Here is a 21236-nt window from a genome sequence, read left to right on the forward strand (position 1 = left end):
CTATTTGGTACAAATAGTTAGTTTTGCACACACCTGTGCGGATAACGGGATAAGTTTAGATTCAGTTATTTCCAAATTAGGACTAGTAGCTTAAATTTTTCCTATTTAGTGCACAAGTCTAGTTATTAATTAAAATAATTTAAGAAATATCGTTAAATTAATGTTATTTAAAGTTATAATATATATTTTCTAAAAAAGGTTTATTTATTTAAATTTATTGTATATTTTTAATAATGGAAACAAGTTTGCAAACATGAAATCTATTAATTAGAACTTATATTAATATTTAAAAATTAAATTTTAATATTGAGTACCAACTTTTTTAAAGTAGCAAGCACATAATCAATTTCTTTCTTGTTTGTAAAATAGCTAATACTTAAACGAACAGTTCCTGTTGGATAAGTACCTATGGTTTCATGAGCCAGTGGAGAACAATGCAAACCAGATCTAGTTTTTATACCCTCACATTCTAGATAATAACTAAGTTCAGAAGCATCTAATGAATTAACATTTATTGAAATGCATGTAGTTATCATTTTACCAGATAAATCCCCATAAACGGTTATTCCATCTATATTTAATAATTCATTTAGTAAGTAATTTATTAGATAATGATTATGTTCATATATAGTATTTAACCCTACGGAACTTATGTATTTAATTGCTTCTGCTAATCCAACTATACCAGGAAGATTAAGCGTTCCACATTCAAATTTATCAGGTAGAAAATCAGGTTGTTCTAGTGAGGCAGAAAGACTTCCAGTACCTCCTTGAATTAAGCTAGAACAAGACGAATTGAACTTTGAATCTAAAATGAAACCACCAACACCCTGTGGTCCCAACAAGCTTTTATGTCCTGTAAATGCTATTGCATTAGCTTTTATATCTTTCATATTAATAGTTAACACCCCAGCACTTTGAGATGAATCAACAATGAAAAATACATTATTTTCACTACATATTTTTCCTATACTTTTTATATCTTGAATTGAACCGGTAATATTTGATGCATGAGTTATTATAACTAATTTGGTTTTATTATTGATTTTACTTTTTAGTTCACTTATATCAACAAAACCAGAAAAATTTGCTTTTAATATATCTAATGAAATTGGGAAATTTTCCTTGCATGAGATAAGTGGTCTAATAACTGAATTATGTTCCATTGAAGATGTTATTACATGATCACCAGGTTTTAATATACCTTTAATTAACATATTTAAAGATACAGTAACATTACTAGTGAAAATAACGTTGCTAGGAGAATCATAGTTGAAAAAATTACAAATAATTTCTCTTGCGCTATATAGATATCGATTACTTTCAAGTGAATTACTATAATTTCCACGTCCAGAATTACCCCCTATGTTTAGCATATAGTTATACATACTATCTATAACTTGTTTTGGTTTAGGAAAAGTTGTTGATGAGTTGTCTAAATAAACTTCCATGTTCACCTCTAAAAAATAAATCTATATATTCCTAAAATTACAAATATTATGCCCAATGCAAAAAGAAAATAATCTAATAATTTTGTTGTGCCAGCTGCAAAATTAGGATTTAACTTTTTAATGCCTCGGCTTACTAAAATATTAAGAAAGCAAAACCAAGTTATACTTCCGATTATCATTGCAGATATTGAAAATATGAAAAAAAGTTTTCCGTGATGTCTCCAAACGTTAAATACAGTTCCACTTAAGGCAATCCATAATGAGGGAGTAGTTGGATTAAGAAATGTTATAAAAAATCCAGTCAAAAATCCATTTGAAGCATGTCTAAAGCATGATTTCTCTAAAGATAAATCTGAATGCTTAGAATTCAAAGATATTTTAGTAGATATAATTAAAACAATTCCAGATATAATCCAAAACAGACTATAAGACTTAGGACTTTTGGTGAAAAATGTAAGAAACCCCAAATTTATAATTATTATATATACAATATCAGCAGACACAGCACCAAGTGATACTTTAAATCCTTCTCTAAATCCTTTTGTTATTGACCTACTAACAGATTCAAGACCAGACGGACCTAAAGGAATAGAAGCTACAAAACCTGTAAAAAAACCTATTAATATAGCTTTAAAAATAGTAAATACTGAAAACATAGTATTCTCCTTTTATTTGCATTTGTATACTATTATAAAATAAAAAAATTTTTTTTTCATCAAATTTTAAAAGTTTTTAATTATAAAGAAATTCTTGGCTTTATAAAGTGAAAAAAACATATATAATATAAATTATAGCATAATAGAGCAAAGGTGGTGTAAACATGAATTATTATATAGTAGTATTTAAAAATACATATGATGCAATGGCAGCAGAAAAGAAGTTAAAACAATTAAACGCTAATTTTAGAATAATGCCAACACCAACATCTATAACTATGAGTTGTGGGATTTGTGTGAGAGTGGATAATAAAGAAGAAATAGATTTGATAATGAATAATGATATATTGGAATATAAAAATATATATTTTAGAGATGAACAAAGCTATACTTTAATAGAAAAGTGAAAGGAGAGTTTTAGTGAATAGTAATTACTTAATAGAATTAGTAATGGAAGATGGAAATTTAAACATAGGCAATTTTATAAGTATAGAATTAGATAAGATTAAATTAGTTAGAGATAAAGGGATAAAGATAATTCTTATAGTGATATTAATGTATTTTTCCATAAAAATAGGAAAGCACTTAATAAAAAAGTTTGTACAAAAACAAGTGGAGAGCAATGCAATACTTTCATTAGATTCTCAAAGAGCAAAAACTTTAGGCGAAGTACTAAAAAGTGTTTTAAAATATTCGGTATATTTTATGGGAATAACTACAATAATATCAATTGTATTTGGAGAAATATCTTTTACTTTTGCAAGTATAGGTGGAATTGCAGTTGGACTTGGAGCACAAAGTTTGATAAAAGATCTAATTAATGGGTTCTTTATATTATTTGAAAATCAATTTGGTGTTGGAGATCATGTGACTTTAGGTGGATTTACGGGAATTGTAAAAAGCATAGGGATCAGAACTACAGTAATTAGTGATTTTAGTGGAGACGTTCATTCTATTCCTAATGGAAGTATAAGCGGTGTAACTAATCATTCTAGGAATAATATAAAATTTACAGTAGATGTAAATATAGCCTATGAAGAAGATGTTGAAAAGGCTATTCACATTATTGAAGATATATGTCATAATTTTAAAAATGAAAATGAAGAATATATAGAGGAACCTATAGAAGTATCAGGAATTGCAGCATTAGGAGTATCTAATGTTACAATAAGAGTAGTTGGTAAGGCTAAGCCTCTTAGCCAAGGGAAAATGGAAATGAAACTTAGAAAAGTAATAAAATTAACACTAGATAAAAATAAAATAGGAATGCCTAATTCAGATAATAAAGAAGTTAATGACAATATAGAAAAGAGTGATAAGAAATGATAGAAAGTTTTAATCTTGGTGATATAGTGGAAATGAAAAAGCAGCATCCATGTGGTTCAAATCAGTTTGAAATAATAAGGGTAGGAGCAGATATAAAGATAAAGTGTACTGGCTGTGGAAGAATAGTAATGATTCCTAGAGGGAAATTTAAAAAAGAAGCAAAAAAAATAGTAATTAATGCTGAAAGTTAAAAAAATGACTTGAATATTCTCTTATTAAATGATATAATCGTTAATTGTAATCCCTGCTGTGCAAAGCATAGCCGTTAGTCCGAGGGGAGGAGGTGAAATTGATGAGAAAGTACGAAACTATATTTATATTAAGCCCATCATTCGATGAAGAAACTGTTAAAGCTAACATCGAAAAGTTTAAGGGTGTTATAGAAAATGGTGGAGGAACAGTAGATAATGTTGATTTCTGGGGTAAGAGAAAACTTGCTTATGAAATCTCAAAGGTTAGTGAAGGTTATTATACTTTATTTAACTTTACTGCTAGCCCTGAATTACCAAGAGAGTTAGATAGAATATTCAGAATCACAGATGGTGTTATCAGACATATCATTGTAAATGAACAAGTATAAGGTGGTGTTGTAAATGAATAAAGTAGTTCTAATTGGAAGATTAACAAAAGATCCAGAACTAAGATTTACTCCAGGAAGTGGAGCAGCAGTAACAACCTTAACGTTAGCAATTGATAAATATAACACAAAAACTGGTCAAAGAGAAGCAGATTTTGTACCTGTAGTAGTATGGGGAAAACAAGCTGAGAGTACTGCTAATTATATGAGTAAAGGTAGCCAAGTGGCTATTAGTGGTAGAATCCAAACCAGAAGTTATGATGCTAAAGATGGAACTAAGAGATATGTTACTGAAGTTGTAGCAGATCAATTTGGTGGAGTTGAATTCCTAGGAACTAAAGGAAGTAATAATTCATCAGAACATAGTTTTAGTAATGGCAATGAATATTCAGCACCAGCAAATGATGTATTTGGTGGTGGAAACTTTGAAGAAGATATAACTCCAGTAGATGATGGAGATATGCCTTTCTAAAAATTAAGGTAAGGAGGGAATAAAATGAGAGAAGAAGGCAACAACAGCAGAAGACCAGGCGGTAGAATGAGAAGATCTAGAAAGAAAGTTTGTGCTTTTTGTTCAGATAAATCTGAATTTATTGATTACAAGGATATCAATAAACTTAGAAAATATGTTACAGAAAGAGGAAAAATTCTTCCTAGAAGAATTTCTGGAACTTGTGCTAAGCACCAAAGAGAATTAACTGCTTCTATTAAGAGAGCAAGAAACATAGCATTATTACCATTTACAACTGAATAAAGGTAATAATACCCCTGAGAAATCAGGGGTTTTTTAATATATAAAAATATAAATGTTAGCACCTCTTGCAAAAATATGGTAAAATATAGTAAAAAAATTATAAGTTCTTGCATTGCTTATAAAAAAAAATTAAAATAAGAATACAGGGTTTTGAGAGAGGTGATATGATCATGAAAAGGGACAATTTTAATATAATGACTAACATTAAAATAATAGAAGATTTAAAAGCGCAGCTTCTTTGCATTATAGGAGAATTTTTTAAGCTTTTAACAAAAGGTAATAATGTAGCACGAGAGTCTATCTTAGATTGTATTTCAGGTGCTATAAGCATACTGTATATTTTAGGTGAAAAACTAGGATATTCATTTGAAGATATAGATCATGTTATAAAATCAAAATTAGATTTGGGCATACGAGCAGAGGATCAAGTTGAAAAAGAGGGAAAAAGCTTGAGTAAATTAAAACGTTATATTAACAACAGAAGAGATTAAATATATCTTAGGAGGCATTTTATGAATGGTATAACTATGCTTAAACGCTTGCTTAAACCTGGGTTATTAATTACAATTTTAATAATATTATTTGTATATAATTATAAGAGCATAGGTATAATTGTTCTTGTAATCTATATGATCTATAATTTTTATCAATTAAATTATTATTGGAAAAAAGAAAATGATACCAATGCATTTATAAAAGCCATAGATTTTGGTATATCAGAAAATGTATTAAAATTTATTTATCCATTAGCATTGATAAAAGAAGATGGGGAATTAGTATGGTATAATAATTTATTTAATGCATTAAAAATTAATGAGGAAAATTCAGAAAAAAATATTTTAAGCATAACTAGAGGCTTGAATTTGGAAAACATATCAAAGCTGGAAGAAAATTTACATCAAAGATTGAGTATTAATGAAAAATTGTATGATGTATACGCTACTATGATTGAAGTGAAAAAAGAAGAGTATTTATATTTATTATCTTTTAATGATATAACAAAACTTATAGATTATGAAACTACAAGAGAAAGTGTAATGCTAATAGAAGTAGATAATTTTACAGAAGCATTAGATAAAACTGATGAAAATAATAGACCTCTTTTGGTTGCTGAAATAGAAAGAACTATAAATATCTATGCCGGTAATCTGAAGGCAATGATAAAAAAATATGATACAAATAAGTATGTATTATCTATTCAAGATAAATATATTGAAGATGAAGTAAAACAAAAATTCAATATAATAGAAGCAGTTTCAAAAATTGATAAGGGTAATTCTATCGAAGTTACATTAAGTATAGGTGTAGGTAAAGGTGGAATGTCTCCATTAGAGAATTATAATAATGCAAACATAGCAAAGGAACTAGCCTTGGGAAGAGGTGGAGATCAAGTTGTAGTTAAATCTAATGATGATATAAAGTTTTTTGGTGGAAATACTAAAGAAATAGAGAAGAGAACTAAGGTAAAAGCAAGGGTTGTAGCGAGAGCTTTAGAGGAATTGATTTATGAAAGTAGTAATGTATATATTATGGGACATAAGAATCCAGACATGGATTGTTTTGGGTCAGCAGTTGGATTAGCTAGTGTAGTTAAGCAATTGGGCAGAAATTGCAACATTGTATTAGATAATGATACTAATGCCATTGATTATTTCTTAAATAAACTAAACAATGACCATAAATATGAAGATTTATTTATAAGCATAGAAGAAGCCAAAAATAAATTAGATAGTCAAACATTAGTTATTATTGTAGATGTTCATAATAAAAGCTATATTGCTGATTTACAATTAGTAGATAAAGCTCAGCGAAAAGTTGTAATAGATCATCATAGAAGAAGCCCTGATATGATAGAGCATGATATATTAAATTACATAGAGATATACGCATCATCCACATCTGAAATGGTTACAGAAATTATTCAATACATGGTTGAAAAACCTAATTTAACAAGAACAGAAGCAGAAGGATTGCTTGCAGGTATATTTATGGATACTAAAGGCTTTTCTTTTAAAACAGGAGTTAGAACATTTGATGCAGCTTCATTTTTAAAATCATTGGGAGCAGATACAATTGAGATCAAAAAGATGTTTACAGATGATTTAGACGATTATCTGCTTATTGCAGAAACAATAAAGTCAGCGGAAGTAAATGATAATGTTGCTATTGCAATAACACCTAAAAACATAGATACTGTAATTATAGCAAAAGCTGCTGATGAGCTATTAAATATATCAGGAATTTTTGTAAGCTTTGTCTTAGGAGAAATAAATGATGATATATATATTAGTGGAAGATCTGTTGGGGATATTAATGTTCAAGTTGTACTAGAAGCATTAGGTGGAGGAGGCCACATGAATATTGCAGGAACTAAGATGTCAGATAAAACAATGGATGAAGTTATTTATGAATTAAAAGAAGCAATGAAAAAATACTTAAGGATAGGTGAATAAATATGAAAGTTATTTTATTACAAGATGTTAAAAAGATAGGTAAAAAGGGAGATGTTATTGAAGCATCAGATGGATATGCAAGAAATTTTTTATTTCCAAGGAAATTAGCACAAGAAGCTAGTGAATCTAATATGCATATTTTAAACAATAAAAAGGAAAATGAAAGAAAACAAAAATTAGCTGAATTAGAAGCTGCACAAAAGCTAGCTGGAGAGTTAAAGGGTAAGGAAATAAAAATAAAAGCAAAAACAGGTGATAGTGGTAAATTATTTGGAGCTATTACTAGTAAAGATGTTGCAGAATTAATTAAAGAACAATATAAAATTGAAATAGATAAAAAGAAAATTGTTATGGATACAATAAAACTGGCAGGTGGATATGAAATAGATGTTAAATTATATCCAGAAGTTAGCACTAAAATGAAGGTGATTATTGTCCCACAGGAATAAGGAGGATTAATTTTGAAGCCATATGATGATGCAAGCTTATTGCAGGATATTATTTCAGGAACTTTATCAATAGAGTCACAGATAGAAGCATTATTTTCTATAGCAAAAAATGTCCTTGATAAAGGTGCATTTAGAGCTAGAACTGTTAGGTTTAAATTAGATAAATTTATACAATCATCAAATCTTTGCGATAGAATTTTTGCACTAAATACTATCTTATCTGAGGGTAAAGATTTAAAGAGTGCACCTAAGAAAGAGGATCTACAAAAGGCTATAGATAAAACTGTTAGATTAATTTCAAATGAATTAGCAAAAAGATATGTTCAAAGTAAGATTGAATCTCAAGTTGAGCAATCTATTATGGAAAAACAAGAAAAATATATAGATGAAGTTAGACTTTCAGTTATAAATAAGCAAAAAGGTAGTGAAAATAAAAAGACTATCAGTAAATTGAATAATTTAATAGAATTAGATAGCAGAATTACAAGCAAAAATATTATGAGTTTTCTAAGACCTATGGAGTTTGATCAAGTAATTGGGCAGGAAAGAGCTATAAAGTCATTAATATCAAAACTTTCATCACCATATCCACAGCACATAATATTGTATGGACCACCTGGAGTTGGAAAGACCACAGCAGCTAGACTTGCATTAGAAGAGATTAAGAAGCTTTCATATACTCCATTTGATGAAAAATCTCAATTTGTTGAAGTTGATGGAACCACATTAAGATGGGATCCAAGAGAAATAACAAATCCTTTATTAGGTTCAGTACATGATCCTATATATCAAGGTAGTAAGAGAGATTTAGCAGAGGTTGGTATACCAGAACCAAAACCAGGCTTGGTTACTCAAGCTCATGGAGGAATACTATTTATAGATGAAATTGGTGAATTAGATTCTATGCTTCAAAACAAGCTTCTAAAGGTTTTAGAAGATAAGAGAGTTGAATTTTCATCATCTTACTATGATCCTGATGATGAGATGATTCCTAAGTATATTAAGTATCTATTTGATAATGGAGCTCCAGCAGATTTTGTGCTTATTGGAGCTACAACTAAAAGCCCAAGTGAAATCAATCCAGCTTTAAGATCAAGATGTACAGAAGTATATTTTGAACCTCTTTCTTCATCTGATATAGTTCTTATAGTAGAAGATGCTGCAAGAAAATTAAAGGTTAGATTAGAAGAGGGGGTAGCGGAGAAAATTAGTAATTATACCTTTGAAGGTAGAAAAGCTGTAAATATATTAACAGATACATATGGATATGCACTATACTCTAATAAAGAAATTATAGATAATTTAGAAATAAAGTTATCCGATTTAGAAGAAGTAATATCAATTGGAAGATATACTCCAATTGAAAGATTAGCTAATGTAAGTAGTAAAGAAATAGGTCATGTTTATGGCTTAGGAGTAAGTGGATTTTTAGGAACTACAATAGAAATTGAAGCAGCTGTTTTTCCAGCAAAGAAAAAAGGTAGTGGTATAGTTAGATTTAATGATACAGCAGGATCTATGGCTAAAGACTCAGTATTTAATGCAGCATCAGTTATTAGAAATCTAACAGACAAGGATATTAAAGATTATGATATTCATGTTAATGTTATTGGTGGAGGAAAGATAGATGGACCTTCAGCAGGAGCAGCTATTACTATTTGTATAATAAGTTCATTATTAAATAAGCCTATAAGACAAGATTTAGCAGTTACTGGAGAAATATCTCTTCAGGGCAAGGTTAAACCCGTTGGTGGAATATTTGAGAAGATATATGGGGCTAGAAGAATGGGAATAAAACTTGTTCTAATTCCAAAGGATAATAAAAGAGAAATTCCATTAAACACTGAGGATATAGAAGTTAAAGCTATAGAATCAATAGAAGAACTTATGGATATTGCATTTAATTAGACAAATTAAAAATAGGTCTCCTTTAAATAAGAGGAGGCTTTTTTTTAGAGTTAAGAAATGATAGAATTATAATGGATTAAAATACATATGATGAAATACAAAAAGACAATTATCAATTGATGATTAGAAAGGAGGAAGAAAACTTGGATGCATCAGTTATGAGAAGTTTGCCTCAGAGTATAGAAGCAGAACAATCAGTTATAGGAGCTATGATCATAGATAAAAGTGCTATTGCTAAAGTACTAGAAGCTTTAGAAGAAGAGGACTTTTATAGAGATGGGCATAAGGTAATATATAAAACTATATTAGAGATGTTTAGGAATGATGTAGCAGTAGATTTATTAACTGTATTAGAAAACTTAAAGAGTACAGATATGCTTGAAAGAGCTGGTGGTGTAACATATATAACAGAATTAAGTTCGTCGGTACCAACTACAGCAAATTTAAGTGCATACATAAAAATAGTTTCAGACAAATCTACACTGAGAAAACTTATTAAGTCATCAACGGCTATAATTGAAGAAAGTTATAATAATCAGAGTAATGTAGAAGATGTTGTAGATAGTGCTGAAAAGAAAATATTTAACATAGCTGAAAAAAGAACAACAAAAGATTTTGAGCCATTAAGTGATGTATTAGAAAGAGGCTTTGCACAAATAGAAAAACTCTTCAACAATAGAGGCGAAGTTACTGGAGTTAGATCTGGATTTACTGATTTGGATGCAAAAACTTCTGGATTTCAAGCTGGTGACATGATATTAATTGCAGCGAGACCTTCAATGGGAAAAACAACATTTGCTTTAAATATAGCTGAACATGTAGCGCTTAGAGATCATAGAAGTGTTGTAATATTTTCTCTGGAAATGTCTAAGGAGCAGTTAGCTTATAAATTACTTTGCTCAGAAGCAAATGTTGATATGTTAAAGCTTAGAACAGGAGCCTTGGAAGATAAGGATTGGGAGAATATTGCTATGGCAGCAGGACCACTTTCAAAGGCAAAGATTTATATAGATGATACTGCAGGGGTAACTGTTATGGAGATGAGATCAAAATGCAGAAGACTTAAGATGGAATATGGAATAGATTTAATAGTTATAGACTACTTGCAGCTTATGTCTGGAGGTACTGGTAGTGATAATAGACAACAAGAAGTATCGGAGATATCTAGATCAATTAAAGCTTTAGCCAAGGAAATGGAATGTCCAGTAATAGCTTTATCCCAATTATCACGTGCGCCAGAACAAAGAGCAGACCATAGACCAATGTTATCAGATTTAAGAGAATCAGGTTCTATAGAACAAGACGCAGACATAGTTATGTTCCTTTATAGAGACGAATATTATAATAAAGAAACTGAAGATAAGAATATTGGTGAATGTATAATGGCTAAGCAAAGAAATGGTCCAGTTGGGACTGTTAAACTTGCTTGGCTTGGACAATACAGTAAGTTTGGAAATTTAGATGTAATTCATAGAGAATAAAATTTTAATAAAGCAAAATAATATTAATAAAAAGATATAAGAAATTGGTTTACTTATTAAAGTAGATATTTCTTATATCTTTGAATATTATTTATAGCAGTATAATTCATAAAGGTAAATGTAATTTTACATAATGATATATTTAATTAATCTTTGGAATTATTAGTTTTAAGTTGTGATTATAATCGTGAAGCAAAATATTATTTAAATCAATATTTAATAAATAAAAAATTCTTTCAAGGGATGATTTTTTCTGAGTATTTTTAAATTTAATTTTTAATATTAAAAAATCGTTTTTGGTAGATATATCTAATATATGTTTGCTACCATGAAATGAATTTATATTTATATAATAGAATTCGGAAGTTTCTTTAATTTCATATTCTGGAAGTTCCTCTTTTGGAACAGGATGCAAAATTTGATTAATAAAATCTTTTTGCTGAATTAAAAAATTATCATATATTAAAGAGTTATCTTTCATATATATTCCTCCTTTCTTATATAGCTTTAGTTTGTGTTTTTCTGTATAAGCTATTCTATGATTGTGAAGGACTAAATTTAAAAATCTTATATAAAACCATAAAATTTCAATTTGTAACAATAAAAAAATTAAAAAATGGGGGCTATAAAATGAGTAAAAAAATTGGATTTGTAGGTTGTGGAAATATGGGCAGTTCCATGGTAGGAGGAATTATTAAATCAGGATTCTTAAATGGTGACAATATAATAATTTCAACTAAGACAGAAGCATCTTCAAAGAAATTGGAAGGACAATTTGGAGTAGCGGTAACTTTAGACAGTAGGGTTGTTGCAAGGGAAGCTGAGACTATAATTTTAGCTGTTAAGCCTTTTATGTATAAGCAAGTAATAGATGAAATTAAATCAGAATTAACTAGGGATAAATTAATTATTACTGTAGCAGCAGGAATTTCTATTGATAATATGGAAGAATGGCTTGGAAATGATTTTAAAATAATTAGAACTATGCCAAATACACCAGCACTTGTAGGGCAGGCTATGTCAGCAGTATGTCCCAATAAGAATATAAGTAAAGAAGAACTAGACTATTGTTTTAAAATATTTGAAAGTTTTGGTGAATGTGTTCAATTAGATGAAAAAGATTTTCATGGATTTATTGCTTTGTGTGGATCATCACCTGCCTATGTATTTATGTTTATAGAAGCTATGGCAGATGGAGCAGTAAAATTAGGTATACCTAGAGCTAAAGCATACAAAATGGCAGCACAAAGTGTATTAGGTTCTGCTAAAATGGTACTAGAAACAGAAATACATCCTGGTGAACTAAAAGATATGGTTTGCTCACCAGCTGGAACTACAATTGATGCAGTTGTTGAATTAGAAAAACTAGGGTTTAGAAATAGTGTTATACAAGCTATTGATAAATGTGCAGAGAAGTCTAAGAGCATGCAAAAATAATAAATAAACTAGAAGCTAAAGTGAAATGAAAAGCTGAAGAAGAAATTAAATGGATATCTAACTTATAAAAATAATTTTTGTATAAGTTAGATGTCCATTTAATTTTACGTATGTAAACATGATTTAAGTTCATAAAATGTTGTTATCTAATTGCATTTTTATACAAACTAAAAGCCAAAAGATTCAGAAAGGTTATAATAGAAATCTAAATTTTCTTGTGTATTAAAAAAACAAGGAAAATTCATATCATAATTTCCCCATATAGTAATGGGTTTATTGGTAAAATAGAAGGTAACAAAGAAAATTTCTCTTGTGTTTAAACGAACTAAAAATGGAATGAGATCTTTATTTTTTAATTTATAAAAGACACCATCATGAGGTTCAATATTTAAATGTAGTTTCAATATTTCTCTATCTTCATTAGAAACTAATGAAATAAGTTTTTCTTTATCTTCATCTGAAATTTTATTTAAATAAAAATCTACATAAGCTTCTGAGCTATTTTCTTCAAAAATGACTTCTATAAGTTCAATGAGTTTTTTTTCACCATCATTATTTATGTTGTTAGCTTTAATGGTGAAATTTTTAAATGAATTAAATCCAACTAGAATATTATTAAATTTTATATTCACGGCATTTTTAAATTCATCATTACTTATGGGGATTAATAATTCATTCATATAATTCACTCCTAATTAGGATTAATATTAATTCTAATAATAATAAAATATTTTTATATTGTCTATTATTAAATAGACATTTAAAATTTTAGCTTTAGGAAAATGTAAGTTATTTTTAATATTTATTTTGTGGATAACTTAGAATAATATAACTTGTGGATAAAATAAGAGAAAAATATTGTGTATAATTTTTAAAATTATTTTTGTGGATAAAATTGATTGGTTTATCTTGTGCAAAACTTAAATTAACTGGAATACTATAAACTTTATGAGATAATGGATAAAAAAATTATTTTAAACGGGATTAACTTTTATAGTAATGAAAGAAATATTTCTGATTATTTAATCGAAGAATATACAGGTAAATAATAGAGGAGAACCAAATCCAAAGGGAGGAGGTTCTCTAATTCATATTTTATTATTTGATAGCGTTAATTATATGACTTAGGGTTAAATTAAACTCTAGCAACTCCACTTTTAAGTGCAGCTTCTTTAACAGCTTCTGCAACTAAAGATTGAACTTTTAAATCAAATGCTTTTGGAATTATGCAGTCAGAATTTAAATCTTCATCAGATATAGCATTTGCAATTGCATAAGCAGCTGCTACTTTCATTTCTTCATTAATTTCTGTAGCTCTTACATCTAAAGCACCTCTAAATACACCAGGGAAGGCTAATACATTGTTTATTTGATTTGGATAATCTGAACGGCCAGTTCCCATTACTGCAATTCCAGCTTCTTTTGCATCTTCAGGGAATATTTCAGGAGTTGGATTTGCCATTGCAAAGATTATTCCGTCTTTATTCATAGTTTTAACCATTTCTTTTGAAACTATATTTGGAGCAGAAACTCCTATAAACACATCTGCACCATTCATTACATCCTTAAGTGCACCAGTTTCATTATTTGGATTAGTTATATTTGCTAACTCCTGCATATAAATATTATCACTTAAATCTTTATCTCTACTTATAACACCATTTATATCACACATTACTATATTTTTAACGCCAGAGGAAAGTAATAATTTACATATAGCAGTTCCAGCAGAACCTGCACCATTAATTACCACCTTTATATTTTCTAAATTTTTATTAACTATTTTTAATGCATTTACTATACCAGCTAAAACAACAATTGCGGTACCATGTTGGTCATCATGAAATACTGGAATGTCTAACTTTTCTTTTAATTTTTTTTCAACTTCAAAACATCTAGGTGCTGAAATATCTTCTAAATTTATTCCACCTAGAGTTGGAGCTATATTAGCAACTGTATTAACAATTTCATCTACATTTTTAGTATCTAAAACTATAGGAAATGCATCAACATTACCAAATTCCTTAAATAAGACACTTTTACCTTCCATAACAGGTAATGCTGCAAGAGGTCCAATATCTCCAAGTCCTAAAACTGCAGTACCATCAGAAACAACAGCAACCGTGTTCCATTTACGAGTATATATGTAAGCTTTTGCAGGATCTTTATGTATTTCACGACAAGGTTCTGCAACTCCAGGTGTATATGCAAGACTTAAGTCTTTAGCATTATTTACTTCACAAGTTGGCTTGATTTCATATTTTCCTCTTTTTTCTCCATGGAATTTTAAAGATTCTTCATAAATATTCATAAAAAACACTCCTTAATAGTTTAAATATATTTAATTCTGTTAAAAATCAATAGGAAATATAATCATATGGTATAATTATACGAATTATTTTTGAAAAAAGCAAAAAAATATTCGATATATGGTTGACCATGAAAGGGTACTTTGCTAATATTTAAAAGGAGAGATTAAAAATATAAATTAATAAACTCCAAATAATATTTAAAAAATTAAGACTAATAAGAGTATTAATTTAAGGGAGGCAAGATAAATGTCAGCATTTATTGTTTTAGGAGCTCAATGGGGAGATGAAGGAAAAGGAAAGATGACAGATTACTTAGCAGAAGAGGCTAACGTAGTTGTTAGATTTCAAGGTGGGAATAATGCTGGTCACACTGTAGTGGTTGGTGAGAATGAATATAAGCTACACTTAATACCATCAGGAATTTTATATGAAGATAAGTTAAATGTAATAGGAAACGGAGTAGTTGTAGATCCAAAGGCTTTATTTGATGAAATAGATTATTTAGAAGGTGTTGGAGTTAAAGTTACACCGGAAAAACTAATTGTAAGTGACAGAGCTCAACTTATCATGCCATATCATAAGACATTAGATATATTAAAAGAAAAAGCTAGAGGAAAAAATGATATAGGTACTACTGGAAAAGGAATAGGACCTTGTTATACAGATAAATTTGAAAGATGTGGAATCAGAGTTTGTGATTTGATGCATGAGGATGTTTTCACTGAGAAGTTAAAACAAAATGTTGAAATGAAAAATCAATATATTACTAAAGTATTAGGTGGAGAAGCTTTAAGTTTTGATGCAATATTAAAGGAATACTTAGAATTTGCTAAGAAATTAAGACCATTTGTTCAAGACACTTCTGTTAGAGTATATAATGATATTAAAGCTGATAAAACTGTTTTATTTGAAGGTGCTCAAGGAATGTTACTAGACATTGATTATGGAACATATCCATATGTAACATCATCTAATACTACTGCTGGTGGAGTAGCTAGTGGTGTTGGAATAGGACCAAACATGATTACTAATGCGGTAGGTATAACAAAAGCTTATACTACAAGGGTTGGTAAAGGACCATTCCCAACAGAATTAATTGATGAAACTGGAGATTGGATCAGAGAAAAGGGTCATGAATATGGAGTAACAACAGGAAGATCAAGAAGATGTGGATGGTTAGATTTAGTTATAGTTAAAACTGCAGCAAGAGTAAGTGGTTTAACCTCATTAGCTGTTACTAAAATAGATACATTAGCTGGATTAGAAAAAATTAAGGTATGTGTTGGATATAAATTTAATGACATAGTTATAGATTATTTCCCAGCAAGCTTAGAAGATTTAGCTGAGTGTGAACCAATATATGAAGAATTTGATGGTTGGGATGATAGTGTAGCTGATGTTAGAAGTTATGATGATCTACCTAATAATGTTAAAAAGTATTTAGCTAGGATATCAGAATTTACAGATACTAAGATTTCAATAGTTGGAGTTGGTCCAAAGAGAGATCAAACAATGAGAATAGATAGTATATAGTATATCATTATACTCGGGTATTGACTTTTTTAGTTGTATAAAATATAATTTATTATGTACACTAAGTATATAAAGTTATATTAAAGAAGGTGAAAGTATGATAACTAAGGATATGACAATTGGTGAAGTGGTTAATGCTGATTCATCTAAAGCACAAATTCTAATGAGTTTTGGAATGGGATGTGTTGGATGTCCATCAGCTCAAGCTGAAACTATAGCAGAAGCTGCAACAGTTCATGGATTAAAATTGGACGATTTATTAGAAGCATTAAATAAATAATAGAGTATTTTAAAGAGGATTTCTCAAAAAGAGGATCCTCTTTTTGTTCTATATTTAACTAAATAATTATGTTAAGATTATTATACTAGATATAAATTTTAACATAAATCTATTAAATAATAAACAATATAGGAGAAGAGGGGCAGTATGAGTAAGAATTTTACAAAAAAATATGAAATACATTATTATGAAGTAAATTCAAAAATGAGATGCAAATTGCCTTCAATAATTAATTTTATTGAGGATGTAGGTACACAACAATCAGAATACTTGGGGGGCGGAATTGAGTATTGTAAAAAAAATAACTGTGGTTGGGTATTTTATAAATATGATATAAAGATGCACAGATATCCAATGTTTGGAGAAATTATAAGTATTACTACACAACCTGTAGGTTTTAAAAAATTCTATGGCTTAAGAAAATACATGATTCATGATGAAGAAGGAAATCTTATTGGAGAAGCATCAGCATTGTTTTTTCTAATTGATATTGAAAAAAGAAGACCAATGAGGATACAAAGTGAACAATATGATTTTTATGGTGTAGATGGTGATGTAGACTATGATATAAGCATGGAGAAAATAGAGAAATGTGATGAAGAACAATATCAAAAACAATTTGATATTAGATATAGTGATATTGATTCAAATAATCATGTTAATAATGTTAAATATGTTGAATGGGCAATTGAAGCAGTTCCACCAGATATAATAAGTAAATATGTTCTAAGAAGAATTAAAGTGATTTTTGAGAAAGAAACCGCATATGGAGATAAGATATCAGTATCAGCAACAGTGAAAGAAATAGATAATGGAAAATTAAAGTCATATCATAAAATAAGAAATAGTGAAGGCAGTCAATTAACATTGCTAGAAGCAGATTGGGATAAAGTAAAATAATCATTTTTTAGTATTCTCATAAAACCAATTTTTTATAAATTAGTTTTATGAGAACATTTTATTATTGCATAAGTTTTAATTGATAAAATTAATAGTTTGCAAAATTAATTTATTTACATTATTGAAATGTACAGTAAATTTATTTATTTGCAGAGGATTTTGCAGCTAAGCAGCCAGAACTCCATGCCCATTGAAGATTGAAGCCGCCACAATCGCCATGGACATCTAGGATTTCTCCACAGAAGTAAAGATCTTTGACTATTTTAGATTCTAAGGTAAAATTATTTACTTCCTGAGTATTTATGCCTCCGACAGTAACTTGTGCATTAGGGAAGCCGTTAGTACCAATACAATTAAAATCCCATTGTTTAAATTTACCAATTAATCTATCAATATATTTCCATTCAATATTACTGCAAGGTAAATGAATATTTTTAATTCCGACTTCTTTCAATATTGTAGAAATTAATTTTTTATTTATGACTCCAACTAGTGCAGAGGATATTTCTCTATAACTGAATATGGAAAAGTGTGTAGCAAAAAAGTTTTCTACCTCCTCTTTACTTTCATATGGAAACATATCAATTCTTATAGTTACTTTTTCTCCATTATTAAGGGCTCTAGATGCATAGGAAGATAATTGCATTACTGGAGGTCCTGAGATTCCGTAATCAGTAAATAAGACTTCACCAATGTCTGTAAATTTAACTTTATCATTAACAAGTATAGAAACAGCTCCATCGAATTTAATACCAGATAATGCTTTTAAATAAAGGTAATCTAATTTTAATTGGACAATGCCGGGTAGTGTTTCTATAATGCTATGTCCTAAGGATTTACCGAGTTTGTAGCCAGAACCATCTGATCCTGTTTTACTAGCTGATTTACCACCACAACTTAAAATAAGCTTACTGCAAGAAAAGTGCTCATATATTTCATTATTAGTATCTAAAGAGAAAACTTTCTTTTTATTTATAGAATTAATTTTACAGTTTGCATATAAAGGTATGTTTCGATCATCTAACGCCATTCTAAAAATGTCTATTACAGAAGAGGCCTGAAGCGATTTGGGGTACATCTTACCATCTTCTAGTTCTGTTAAAGGTAAACCTAGAGATAAAAACATGCTTTTAGTATCTTCTATTGTAAAACTATTTAAGGTTTCTTGAAAAAAGTCATAATTTTCACTATGAAAATTATTATATGGAAAGGTGATATTACTATTTGTAATATTGCATCTACCATTTCCAGTCACAAGAATTTTTTTGCCAATCCTATCATTTCCTTCGATAATAGCAACATCCATTCCAAAATCTTTAGCTACAATTGCAGCCATTAGACCAGATGCACCACCACCAACAATTATTAAATCGTGATAAATCATTATTTATTAATCACTCCTTGTTTGCATAATAAGGTATACGAAATAGAAAGTTAATATATATTTTACTCTTTATTCTACTTTCGCATGTAAATAGATTTTATCATAGTAATATTCAGGTTAAAAGAAAGGAATAATAAAATGAGGTGATTTTTAGATGAAAGTAAAGATAATCAACTATAATTTTGAAGAGTATGAAAATATTTTTAAAGTGAGAAGAATGAACTTTGATAAAATAATTGTTAATTATCCTAATGAAGTTGGAAATAAAAGTTTTTCTTTTAAAGATGTGGAATGTATAAGTGAAAATGATATAGATGAATTTTTAATTAAAAATAGAGAATTTTTAAAAATTAGATTGAAAAGGGGAATATCAGTAAATTTTTATAATGCATTATATACTTCAATAAAAATTGAAACGAAAGAAGAGATAAAAAAATTAAGTGTTATAAGAGATAAATATAAAATAAATAAGAGTGGAATTTGGGAAAAGGAAATCTTATTAATAATAAATAATAAGCTTTCATTAGAAATTTTAGCATCAGGAAGAAATTTTAGAAGAAGTGAATATAACATAATTATTAATAGATTAGAAAAAGAGAATTGTTTAGAGTTATGGTATGAAGAAATTAAGAATATTGAAAGAGAGATAAATGGGAAAAGCCTTATTTTATATGGGTTTAAGGAGGATATAGAAAAATTTAAAAATAACAATAAAATATCATAAAAGTGCTGCTAGGATTAAATTAAATAATATAAAAATAAAAAAAATGAAAAAATGTGTTGACACACAATATAAATTTAGGTATTATAGTCTATGTGGTCAGCAGCTTGCAAAGTGTAAAACATAAAGTTTAATATTTAAAAGTGAACGACAATATAGCATGGCTCCTTGGTCAAGCGGTTAAGACACCACCCTTTCACGGTGGTAACAGGGGTTCGATTCCCCTAGGAGTCACCATTTTATATCATCTTATGGGCGCATAGCTCAGCTGGGAGAGCACCTGCCTTACAAGCAGGGGGTCACAGGTTCGAGCCCTGTTGTGCCCACCATGAGATGGCTCAGTAGCTCAGTTGGTTAGAGTGCCGGCCTGTCACGCCGGAGGTCGAGGGTTCGAGCCCCTTCTGAGTCGCCATTTAAAATATGCTGGCATGGCTCAACGGTAGAGCAGCTGACTTGTAATCAGCAGGTTGTAGGTTCGATTCCTATTGCCAGCTCCATTTTAAATAAGACAAAAATTTAATATGGCTCCTTGGTCAAGCGGTTAAGACACCACCCTTTCACGGTGGTAACAGGGGTTCGATTCCCCTAGGAGTCACCATTTTATATCATCTTATGGGCGCATAGCTCAGCTGGGAGAGCACCTGCCTTACAAGCAGGGGGTCACAGGTTCGAGCCCTGTTGTGCCCACCATGAGATGGCTCAGTAGCTCAGTTGGTTAGAGTGCCGGCCTGTCACGCCGGAGGTCGAGGGTTCGAGCCCCTTCTGAGTCGCCAAATAAAACAAGTTCTAATTTTTAATTAGAACTTGTTTTTTATATTATTTATATAAATGTAAGAGTTATATTAAGAGTAAAGCAAGTATAATATAGTTTATCATAGGAAGAGATGAAGGTTTAGACGATAAGGGAGCATGAAATAGATGGTTAATGGACGTAGATAGAGTAGTTGTATTTAGAGTAATGTTTTTTCTTAGATTAGTTTTACCACTAATATTAATATTCGCCTAATTGAATCACTATGGCACTCATATTAGTGAGTATTACAAATAGAAATTATTTTAGCATGCATAATAAACAAACAAGAAAATATTATATGATTTTAGTGCAATAATTAGTTATTTGCCACAACTTAAAGGAATAAATAATTAAAATTGGTGAGATTTTAAAGTTTGTGCTTTGCCTTCCACTATTAAAACCCATGACATTTAACTGTGAACTGCCCCCTGTCAAGTAGACAGGATAAATAATAAAAAATTATACTGATAAGGTGTGGCTACGATATTCAATTGGAGCCATGTCTTTTAATTTTTTCTGCAGTCTTTTTGTATTATAAAAGTCTATATATTCATTAATAGCTTGTTCAAGTTCTACATATGTATTGAATTTCCTTAGGTGATACATTTCTGATTTTAGTATACCCCAAAAGCCTTCCATAGGTCCGTTATCTATACAGCGGCCAACTCTAGACATACTTTGAGTTGCATTAATATTATTCAATTTACTCTTAAATGCCTTATGTGTATAATCGATTAAGAAAAAGGGATTTCTCCCTTTCCCTCATCTAAGAACCGTACGTGAGAGTTTCCAGCTCATACGGCTCAAGCATTTCTTCACCC

23 protein-coding genes and 7 tRNA genes are annotated in these 21236 nt (G+C 29.4%); 23 read left to right on the top strand and 7 right to left on the bottom strand.

Features of this window, described 5'->3' with window-relative positions:
• Positions 1-293: 293 nt before the first annotated feature.
• Positions 294-1451 carry an aminotransferase class V-fold PLP-dependent enzyme gene (locus tag CLPUN_RS24840; RefSeq protein ID WP_077849886.1) on the bottom strand — a complete coding sequence of 386 codons (1158 nt, stop codon included), beginning with the start codon at positions 1449-1451 and terminating at the stop codon, positions 294-296.
• Positions 1452-1459: 8 nt separating this feature from the next.
• On the bottom strand, positions 1460-2107 hold the full coding sequence (locus CLPUN_RS24845; protein ID WP_077849887.1) for a LysE family translocator: 648 nt from the start codon (positions 2105-2107) through the stop codon (positions 1460-1462).
• Between the two features lie 164 nt (positions 2108-2271).
• Between CLPUN_RS24845 and CLPUN_RS24850 the strand changes: the two genes are divergently transcribed.
• The 11 genes from CLPUN_RS24850 (at position 2272) to CLPUN_RS24900 (ending at position 11055) form a co-directional block, all read left to right on the top strand.
• A complete protein-coding gene (locus CLPUN_RS24850; protein ID WP_077849888.1) occupies positions 2272-2514 on the top strand; it encodes a putative Se/S carrier protein in 243 nt (80 codons plus the stop codon).
• Between the two features lie 43 nt (positions 2515-2557).
• Positions 2558-3433, top strand: a complete 876-nt coding sequence (locus CLPUN_RS24855) for a mechanosensitive ion channel family protein (protein ID WP_077849908.1) — start codon at positions 2558-2560, stop codon at positions 3431-3433.
• Positions 3430-3624 (top strand): DUF951 domain-containing protein, encoded by a 195-nt coding sequence (locus CLPUN_RS24860; RefSeq protein ID WP_077849889.1) that lies wholly within the window; start codon positions 3430-3432, stop codon positions 3622-3624. Before CLPUN_RS24855 ends, CLPUN_RS24860 begins: the two co-directional genes overlap by 4 nt.
• Before the next feature lie 101 nt (positions 3625-3725).
• Positions 3726-4013 carry a 30S ribosomal protein S6 gene (gene rpsF / locus CLPUN_RS24865; RefSeq protein ID WP_077849890.1) on the top strand — a complete coding sequence of 96 codons (288 nt, stop codon included), beginning with the start codon at positions 3726-3728 and terminating at the stop codon, positions 4011-4013.
• Between the two features lie 13 nt (positions 4014-4026).
• Positions 4027-4482, top strand: a complete 456-nt coding sequence (locus CLPUN_RS24870) for a single-stranded DNA-binding protein (RefSeq protein WP_077849891.1) — start codon at positions 4027-4029, stop codon at positions 4480-4482.
• Between the two features lie 24 nt (positions 4483-4506).
• Positions 4507-4764: a 30S ribosomal protein S18 gene (gene rpsR, locus CLPUN_RS24875; RefSeq protein ID WP_077849892.1), complete on the top strand. Its 258-nt coding sequence runs from the start codon at positions 4507-4509 to the stop codon at positions 4762-4764.
• 170 nt (positions 4765-4934) lie between these two features.
• Positions 4935-5255, top strand: a complete 321-nt coding sequence (locus CLPUN_RS24880; protein WP_077849893.1) for a MazG-like family protein — start codon at positions 4935-4937, stop codon at positions 5253-5255.
• A 21-nt stretch (positions 5256-5276) separates the two neighbouring features.
• Positions 5277-7217, top strand: a complete 1941-nt coding sequence (locus tag CLPUN_RS24885; RefSeq protein WP_077849894.1) for a DHH family phosphoesterase — start codon at positions 5277-5279, stop codon at positions 7215-7217.
• A 2-nt stretch (positions 7218-7219) separates the two neighbouring features.
• Positions 7220-7666 carry a 50S ribosomal protein L9 gene (gene rplI / locus CLPUN_RS24890; RefSeq protein WP_077849895.1) on the top strand — a complete coding sequence of 149 codons (447 nt, stop codon included), beginning with the start codon at positions 7220-7222 and terminating at the stop codon, positions 7664-7666.
• 12 nt (positions 7667-7678) lie between these two features.
• The gene (lonC, locus tag CLPUN_RS24895) at positions 7679-9574 is read left to right on the top strand and encodes a Lon family ATP-dependent protease (protein WP_077849896.1); all 1896 of its coding nucleotides are present in this window, start codon (positions 7679-7681) and stop codon (positions 9572-9574) included.
• A gap of 143 nt (positions 9575-9717) precedes the next feature.
• Complete coding sequence (locus CLPUN_RS24900; protein ID WP_077849897.1) at positions 9718-11055, top strand: replicative DNA helicase; 1338 nt, start codon at positions 9718-9720, stop codon at positions 11053-11055.
• Between the two features lie 142 nt (positions 11056-11197).
• Here the strand turns inward: CLPUN_RS24900 and CLPUN_RS24905 are convergent, their stop codons facing one another.
• Positions 11198-11536 carry a hypothetical protein gene (locus CLPUN_RS24905; protein WP_077849898.1) on the bottom strand — a complete coding sequence of 113 codons (339 nt, stop codon included), beginning with the start codon at positions 11534-11536 and terminating at the stop codon, positions 11198-11200.
• A 149-nt stretch (positions 11537-11685) separates the two neighbouring features.
• Between CLPUN_RS24905 and proC the strand changes: the two genes are divergently transcribed.
• Positions 11686-12492, top strand: a complete 807-nt coding sequence (proC, locus tag CLPUN_RS24910) for a pyrroline-5-carboxylate reductase (RefSeq protein WP_077849899.1) — start codon at positions 11686-11688, stop codon at positions 12490-12492.
• A 167-nt stretch (positions 12493-12659) separates the two neighbouring features.
• On the opposite strand, the gene CLPUN_RS24915 is transcribed toward proC, so the two are convergent.
• Both CLPUN_RS24915 and CLPUN_RS24920 read right to left on the bottom strand, forming a co-directional pair.
• Entirely contained in the window at positions 12660-13172 is a 513-nt protein-coding gene (locus CLPUN_RS24915; protein WP_077849900.1) for a hypothetical protein, read from the bottom strand.
• 455 nt (positions 13173-13627) lie between these two features.
• Positions 13628-14803 carry an NAD(P)-dependent malic enzyme gene (locus tag CLPUN_RS24920; RefSeq protein WP_077849901.1) on the bottom strand — a complete coding sequence of 392 codons (1176 nt, stop codon included), beginning with the start codon at positions 14801-14803 and terminating at the stop codon, positions 13628-13630.
• Between the two features lie 247 nt (positions 14804-15050).
• On the opposite strand from CLPUN_RS24920, the gene CLPUN_RS24925 reads away from it, so the two are divergent.
• From CLPUN_RS24925 to CLPUN_RS24935, 3 genes are all read left to right on the top strand, one after another.
• Positions 15051-16337 carry an adenylosuccinate synthase gene (locus tag CLPUN_RS24925; protein ID WP_077849902.1) on the top strand — a complete coding sequence of 429 codons (1287 nt, stop codon included), beginning with the start codon at positions 15051-15053 and terminating at the stop codon, positions 16335-16337.
• Between the two features lie 97 nt (positions 16338-16434).
• On the top strand, positions 16435-16617 hold the full coding sequence (locus CLPUN_RS24930; RefSeq protein ID WP_077849903.1) for a DUF1858 domain-containing protein: 183 nt from the start codon (positions 16435-16437) through the stop codon (positions 16615-16617).
• 147 nt (positions 16618-16764) lie between these two features.
• On the top strand, positions 16765-17517 hold the full coding sequence (locus tag CLPUN_RS24935) for an acyl-[acyl-carrier-protein] thioesterase (protein ID WP_077849904.1): 753 nt from the start codon (positions 16765-16767) through the stop codon (positions 17515-17517).
• A 139-nt stretch (positions 17518-17656) separates the two neighbouring features.
• On the opposite strand, the gene CLPUN_RS24940 is transcribed toward CLPUN_RS24935, so the two are convergent.
• Positions 17657-18901, bottom strand: a complete 1245-nt coding sequence (locus CLPUN_RS24940) for a BaiN/RdsA family NAD(P)/FAD-dependent oxidoreductase (RefSeq protein WP_077849905.1) — start codon at positions 18899-18901, stop codon at positions 17657-17659.
• A 154-nt stretch (positions 18902-19055) separates the two neighbouring features.
• Here CLPUN_RS24940 and CLPUN_RS24945 point away from each other — a divergent pair, with 154 nt between their 5' ends.
• From CLPUN_RS24945 to CLPUN_RS24980, 8 genes are all read left to right on the top strand, one after another.
• Positions 19056-19625, top strand: coding sequence for a hypothetical protein (locus tag CLPUN_RS24945; RefSeq protein ID WP_077849906.1), 570 nt, complete (start codon positions 19056-19058; stop codon positions 19623-19625).
• Positions 19626-19784: 159 nt separating this feature from the next.
• Positions 19785-19859 (top strand) — tRNA-Glu (locus CLPUN_RS24950).
• Between the two features lie 16 nt (positions 19860-19875).
• Positions 19876-19951, top strand: a tRNA-Val gene (locus CLPUN_RS24955).
• A 6-nt stretch (positions 19952-19957) separates the two neighbouring features.
• Positions 19958-20034: transfer RNA gene (locus tag CLPUN_RS24960), tRNA-Asp, on the top strand.
• A gap of 10 nt (positions 20035-20044) precedes the next feature.
• A tRNA-Thr gene (locus CLPUN_RS24965) sits at positions 20045-20119 on the top strand.
• 26 nt (positions 20120-20145) lie between these two features.
• Positions 20146-20220 (top strand) — tRNA-Glu (locus tag CLPUN_RS24970).
• Between the two features lie 16 nt (positions 20221-20236).
• Positions 20237-20312 (top strand) — tRNA-Val (locus tag CLPUN_RS24975).
• Positions 20313-20318: 6 nt separating this feature from the next.
• Positions 20319-20395: transfer RNA gene (locus CLPUN_RS24980), tRNA-Asp, on the top strand.
• A 479-nt stretch (positions 20396-20874) separates the two neighbouring features.
• Here the strand turns inward: CLPUN_RS24980 and CLPUN_RS24985 are convergent.
• Positions 20875-21117, bottom strand: coding sequence for an IS3 family transposase (locus CLPUN_RS24985; protein ID WP_158078835.1), 243 nt, complete (start codon positions 21115-21117; stop codon positions 20875-20877).
• Positions 21118-21236 lie beyond the last annotated feature (119 nt).

The sequence above is a fragment of the Clostridium puniceum genome (assembly GCF_002006345.1).
GTDB lineage: Bacteria > Bacillota > Clostridia > Clostridiales > Clostridiaceae > Clostridium > Clostridium puniceum.